The 6,031-nt window shown below is 62.6% G+C and carries 5 protein-coding genes and 2 pseudogenes; 2 read left to right on the forward strand and 5 right to left on the reverse strand.

Features of this window, described 5'->3' with window-relative positions; genetic code table 11:
- A partial coding sequence (locus DQ405_RS23370; protein WP_168426293.1) for a PDDEXK nuclease domain-containing protein occupies positions 1-553 on the forward strand: 553 nt, incomplete at its 5' end.
- Positions 554-1,016: 463 nt separating this feature from the next.
- A pseudogene (locus DQ405_RS23375) lies at positions 1,017-1,402 on the forward strand (JAB domain-containing protein).
- A 41-nt stretch (positions 1,403-1,443) separates the two neighbouring features.
- Here the strand turns inward: DQ405_RS23375 and arsH are convergent.
- The 5 genes and pseudogenes from arsH to arsD all read right to left on the reverse strand — a co-directional run bounded on the left by arsH (position 1,444) and on the right by arsD (position 5,848).
- Positions 1,444-2,181: an arsenical resistance protein ArsH gene (gene arsH / locus DQ405_RS23380; RefSeq protein ID WP_020203140.1), complete on the reverse strand. Its 738-nt coding sequence runs from the start codon at positions 2,179-2,181 to the stop codon at positions 1,444-1,446.
- Positions 2,159-2,581 (reverse strand): arsenate reductase (glutaredoxin), encoded by a 423-nt coding sequence (arsC, locus tag DQ405_RS23385; RefSeq protein ID WP_020203139.1) that lies wholly within the window; start codon positions 2,579-2,581, stop codon positions 2,159-2,161. The genes arsH and arsC overlap by 23 nt, the downstream gene beginning before the upstream one ends.
- Before the next feature lie 14 nt (positions 2,582-2,595).
- Positions 2,596-3,676 (reverse strand): annotated as a pseudogene (arsB, locus tag DQ405_RS23390) (ACR3 family arsenite efflux transporter).
- The gene (gene arsA / locus DQ405_RS23395) at positions 3,670-5,475 is read right to left on the reverse strand and encodes an arsenical pump-driving ATPase (protein ID WP_168426294.1); all 1,806 of its coding nucleotides are present in this window, start codon (positions 5,473-5,475) and stop codon (positions 3,670-3,672) included. Before arsA ends, arsB begins: the two are co-directional and overlap by 7 nt.
- 13 nt (positions 5,476-5,488) lie before the next feature.
- Positions 5,489-5,848 carry an arsenite efflux transporter metallochaperone ArsD gene (arsD, locus tag DQ405_RS23400; RefSeq protein WP_008643208.1) on the reverse strand — a complete coding sequence of 120 codons (360 nt, stop codon included), beginning with the start codon at positions 5,846-5,848 and terminating at the stop codon, positions 5,489-5,491.
- Between the last annotated feature and the right edge of the window lie 183 nt (positions 5,849-6,031).

The raw sequence follows: 6,031 nt of genomic DNA on the forward strand, positions 1-6,031 counted from the left end.
GGCGACGATGCGCGATGCGCAGCGCATGTCGCCCGCCCTGGTCATGCGYGACCCGTACATCCTCGACTTCCTGGGACTGCGGGACACATGGCAGGAAGGCGACTTGGAGGCGGCGATCATCCGCGAAATGGAATCCTTCCTGTTGGAGCTGGGCGCAGGTTTCAGCTTCGTGGCTCGGCAGAAGCGCATCCAAATTGACGGCGAAGATTTCCACCTTGACTTGCTGTTCTACAACCGCAAACTGCGGCGGCTGGTGGCAGTGGAGTTGAAGGTCGGCGAGTTCAAGGCGGCTTTCAAGGGACAGATGGAGCTTTACCTTCGCTGGCTGGACAAGCACGAACGGGAGCCGGAGGAAGCCTCGCCGCTGGGAATCATCCTTTGCACCGGCAAAAAGCGCGAGCAGATCGAATTGCTGGAGCTGGACAAGTCGGGCATCCACGTCGCCGAGTACCTGACCGCCTTGCCGCCGAGGGGCGTGCTGGTGGAGCGGCTACAACAGGCAACGCAGCGGGCGCAGTTGCAGATCGAGCAGCGCAAGACCGACAACGAGTAGCCCTGCCCCAAGCAGTCGGGCGTCCCGGCGTGCCGCCGTCGGGTTCGCGGGCTGCGCCCCGCGCTTCGTGCCGAATCGCGGCCATCCGGCTTTGGCCCCTGCCGCCTCCGGCCCTGCCGGGCCTGCGTGCTTCGCTTGCCCAAAAGACGACAGTGTGCAGTGGGCGGGGTGTGGGCGGTCTTGCTGTTCCCTTCACCGTATCACGGCGTTCTCGCCGTCAAGGGCGGCGCGTGCCATGCACGCTTGCGTCCTGGCGGCCGTCTGCGACCCCTGACTGCTTGCGCTGCGCCGTGCTGGCCACGGTTCCGGGCAATTCCGCCCGAGCAACCGGAGCACGATCATGTCGCAACTGTCCTTTTCCTCGTTCGATGCCTCGCTGATGGTGCGCGATGCACAGGGCCGCTACCTGCTGGCGACGGCCGACCAAATTCTGGAGGCCGCGCGCCAGGCCATCGAGTACAAGATGCAGCGCGGTGCGTCGTTCAGTTCGCCGGTGGCGGTCAAGGAGTACCTGAGCGCCAAGTTGGCTGGTTTCGAGCATGAAGTCTTCGCTGTGCTGTTCTTGGATACGCAGCATCGCCTGATCGAATACAGCGAGCTTTTCCGAGGCACCATCGACAGTGCATCGGTGTATCCACGCGAGCTGGTCAAGGAGGCGCTGCGGCTCAATGCGGCAGCGGTCATCGTTTCGCACAACCATCCGAGCGGCAACCCCGAACCGAGCGCGCCGACAAGGTACTGACCCAGCGGCTCAGGGAGGCGCTGGCGCTGGTGGATGTCCGCACGCTGGATCACATCATCGTGGCGGGTGGCAGCACCATATCCTTCGCCGAACGCGGTCTGATTTGACCGAGGGGGCTTCGGCCCCCATTTTGCTGCGATGGCGGCTCTCAGATCGCTGCTTGATTGACGCGCCGGCTCAGGGCTTCGGCGCTTTCCTTGCGTTCGCTGTAGCGATCTACCAGATATGGCGCCACGTCGCGCGTGAGCAGCGTGAACTTCATCAGCTCTTCCATCACATCCACGATGCGGTCGTAATAGGCCGAGGGCTTCATGCGTCCCGCTTCATCGAACTCCTGGTATGCCTTGGCGACCGAAGACTGGTTTGGGACGGTCAGCATCCGCATCCAGCGGCCCAACACGCGCATTTGGTTAACGGCGTTGAAGGACTGCGATCCACCCGACACCTGCATCACCGCCAACGTCTTGCCCTGTGTCGGGCGCACCGCGCCGACCGACAGAGGAATCCAGTCTATTTGGGTCTTCATCAAGCCGGTCATGGCACCGTGGCGCTCGGGCGAACTCCACACCATGCTTTCGGCCCATTGCACCAGTTCGTGCAGTTCCCTGACCTTTGGGTGATCGTGAGGCGCGTCATCCACCAACGGCAGGCCCGAGGGGTTGAACATCCGTGTCTCGCCGCCGAGCGCGCTCAGGATGTGTGCCGCTTCTTCAGCAGCCAGGCGGCTGAACGAGCGTTCGCGCAGCGAGCCATAGAGCAGCAGGAAGCGCGGCGCGTGGGTGGCACGCTCGGGTGCCATTAACCGCTGGGCATCGGGTTGCTGGAACAGCGCGGTGTCGATATTGGGTAGGTCGATTCTGGATTCAGACACGGCGGCCTTCCGCATTCACGACGGCTTCGCCGTCTTCCTTGCTGAATGCACCGCGCTGCGGCTGGGGCAGGATGTCCAGCACCGCTTCCGAAGGTCTGCACAGCAGTGCGCCCAGCGGCGAGACCACGATGGGGCGGTTGATGAGGATGGGGTGCTGGAGCATGAAGTCGATTAAATGTTCGTCGCTCCATTTGGAATCATCCAGGCCCAATTCCGCATAAGGTGTGCCTTTCTCGCGCAGCACCGCACGCACTGGCACACCCATCGCAGCGATCAGCGTTTTCAGCGTCTCGCGGTCGGGCGGTGTTTTCAAGTATTCGATGATGGTCGGCTCTTCGCCGCTGTTGCGAATCAAGCCCAGCACGTTGCGCGACGTACCGCAGTCGGGGTTGTGATAGATGGTGATCTGGCTCATGCCATTGCCTCGGTTCAGGGATTCGTGGGGTTGGCGGAATACATGCTGGCGCCCTTGAGCCGCCACCGGCGGCCCAACCGCAAGGCGACATGCACCAGCAGGATGAGCACCGGCACTTCCACCAGCGGCCCGATCACCGTGGTGAAGGCGACAGGCGAAGCCAGGCCGAACGACGCAATAGCCACGGCGATGGCCAGCTCGAAGTTGTTGCCTGCGGCAGTGAAGGCGATGGCGGTGGTGCGTGGGTAGTCGGCCTGGATCAGCCGGCCCATAAAGAAACTGATGAGGAACTGGATCACGAAGTAGAGTGTCAGCGGCACGGCAATCTTTAGCGCGTCCATCGGCAGGCGCACCACGTCGGCACCTTTGAGGCTAAACATGGCCACGATGGTGAACAGTAGCGCCGCCAGCGTGATGGGACTGATCCGCGGCAGGAATGCACGCTCGTACCAGTCCTGGCCCTTGCGTCGAATCAGCGAGCGCCGGGTCAGGTAGCCGGCCAGGAACGGGATGCCCAGGTAAATCAGTACCGCCTCGGTGATCGTCCAAAAGCCCACGTCAATGACGCTGCCTTGCAGGCCGAACACAGGCGGCAGCACCGACAGGAAGAACCAGGCATAGGTCGAGAAGAACAGGATCTGGAAGATCGAATTGAAGGCGACCAGGCCCGCGACATACTGGTTATCACCACGCGCCAACTGGTTCCACACAAGCACCATAGCGATGCAGCGTGCCAGTCCAATCAGGATCAGGCCGGTCATGTATTCCGGCTGGTCGCGTAGGAAAAATCACCGCCAGCACGAACATCAGCACCGGCCCGATGATCCAGTTTTGCACCAGTGACAGCAACAGCACGCGCCGGTCGGCGAAGACCTCGTGTAGCGTCTCGTAGCGCACCTTGGCCAGCGGCGGGTACATCATCAGGATCAGGCCGATGGCGATCGGGACGTTGGTCGTGCCGATCGAGAGCGCATTGAGCGCATCGGGCAAACCGTCGAAGAACGTACCCAATGCAACACCCAGCGCCATCGCGGCGAAAATCCAGACGGTGAGATAGCGATCTAGGAAGGACAGGCGCGATGGCGTGTTCAGCATCGAATGCCCGCTTTGGGGGCTGTCGTGATTTCATGAGGTTTTTCCTGTTTTGCCAAAGCCCGCAGACGCTCCACTCCCACCGGCTCTTCGGTCAGAAGCGGCACGACAGCATGGCGTCGGGCATGTTGTGTGGCCACGGCGTCGATTTCCCGCAACTCGTTGCGTGCACGCTGGCGCAGCAGCGGGGAATGCGGATGTGCGGCCGCCACGCTGTTGTTAACGATCCAGGCCCACGGCTCGATGCCCGCGCGGCGCAGGTCGTCTTGCAGGTTGGCCGCTTCCAGCACGGGCGTGGTTTCGGCCAGGGTGACAATGAGCACCTTGGTCTGCTTCGGATCTTGCAACTGCATCATCGGCGTCGTGAAATGAACGCCCGTCTCACCCATCTGCCGGGCGATGTCGCGGTGGTATGCGCCGGTGGCGTCGAGCAGCAGCAAGGTGTGGCCTGTGGGCGCGGTGTCCATCACCACGAACTTTCTGCCCCCTTCGCGGATGGCACGGGAGAATGCCTGGAACACCGCGATTTCCTCGGTGCAGGGCGAGCGCAGGTCTTCTTCCAGCAAGGCGCGGCCTTCGGCATCGAGCTGCGCGCCCTTGGTGTCCATCACATGCTGGCGATAGCGTGCCGTGGCTTCCTGGGGGTCGATGCGGCTGAGAGCCAGATTGGGAAGCGAACCTTCCAGCGTGTCGGCCAGATGCGCAGCCGGGTCGGAGGTGGTCAGATGCACGGGCAGGCCCCGGCCCGCCAGCTCCACGGCAATGGCAGCGGCCAGCGTGGTCTTGCCCACGCCGCCTTTGCCCATCACCATGACCAGACCGTGCCCATCGGCAGCGACTTCATCGACCAGGGCGGATAAGTCCGGCGCATTGATCTGGTCGGGCAGCTCGATGGCATCGGCGCCATATGTGGCGTCGGTATCGACCAGCAGATGGCGCAGAGCGTCGAGGCCCACGAGGTTGAACGGCTTGAGCGCGATCTGATCCCGAGGCAACGCCTGGAGGACAGACGGAATGGCGGCCAGCGTAGCCTGCTCTTTTTCGTAGATGGCAGCGGCAAGCGTATCGGTTTCGGCCTCGCTGGCAGGAAATACGCCGTTGATGACCAGGTGTTGCTGTGACAGGCCGATAGCGGCCAGTTCTTCATGGGTGCGGGCCGCCTCGCGCAGCGTGGGGCGCTGCGCACGGGCAACCAGCACTAGACGAGTGCGCAAGGGATCGGCCAACGCCTCTACCGCAGCCTTGTACTGACTGCGCTGTTTTTCCAGGCCCGCCAGCGGCCCCAGGCACGACGCATCGCCTTTGCCTGCTTCCAGAAAGCCACTCCATGCGCCCGGCAGTTGCAGCAGGCGGATGGTGTGGCCGGTAGGGGCTGTGTCGAAAATGATGTGCGCGTAATCCTGCGTCAGCGCCGCATCGGTCAGCAGGGCCGTGAACTCATCGAAGGCGGCGATTTCCGTGGTGCAGGCACCCGACAGGGATTCTTCGATGCCATCCACTACCGCATCGGGCAACACGCCTCGCACTGGGCCGACTATGCGGTCACGGTACGCTTGCGCGGCTGCCTGCGGGTCGATTTCCAGTGCCCATAGATTCGGCACGGCGGCAATCATCGTGATGTGGTTTCCGATGCGTTCGCCGAAAACCTGCCCCACGTTGGAAGCCGGGTCGGTACTGACGAGCAGCACACGCTTGCCCTGGGTCGCCAGTTGCACGGCCGTTGCGCAGGCGATGGAGGTCTTGCCGACGCCCCCTTTGCCGGTGAAAAACAGGAAGCGAGGCGGCTGGGTCAGGAAGTGCATGGGATCTCCTTGTTCAGCAGCAGCGGCCGCCAGAGCAGCAGGCGTTTTGGGCTGGCGAGGCTTCGGGCGCCTCGATGCCAGCCCAGCGGGTCAATTCGCTTCGGCTGGGGTAGCGACCGGCCAAGGCCACCTCACCATCGACCAGAACCAGGGGCAGCGCCTCTTGGCCCGAGCGTTGTAAAAAGCCTTTCACTGTCGGGTTTTCGGCGAAAGCGAGGGGTTGCTGTGCCAGGTTGAAGCGTTCGACCTGAGCACCGTGTTGCTTGGCCCAATCCACATCGGCGGCGAAGTTCACCAAGTTTTGATCCACTTCAACGCCACATACGCCGGTGCTACAACATAGCGCCGGGTCGAAAATCTGGATGCTTGGCATGGGGTGTCCTTTCAAATTGGTTGTTGATGAAGTGACGCTCTTCACTCTTGGCCGATGTTTCGCAACTCGCGTTGCAGCGACATGGCGTCCAGGCGTTGCAGTGGCAGCGAGAGAAACAGCTCGATGCGGCGGCGCAAAATCAGCGCGGCATCCTTGAACGCTTTGAGTCGTTTGTTCTTCGCT

The sequence above is a fragment of the Pseudomonas sp. SST3 genome (assembly GCF_003325755.1).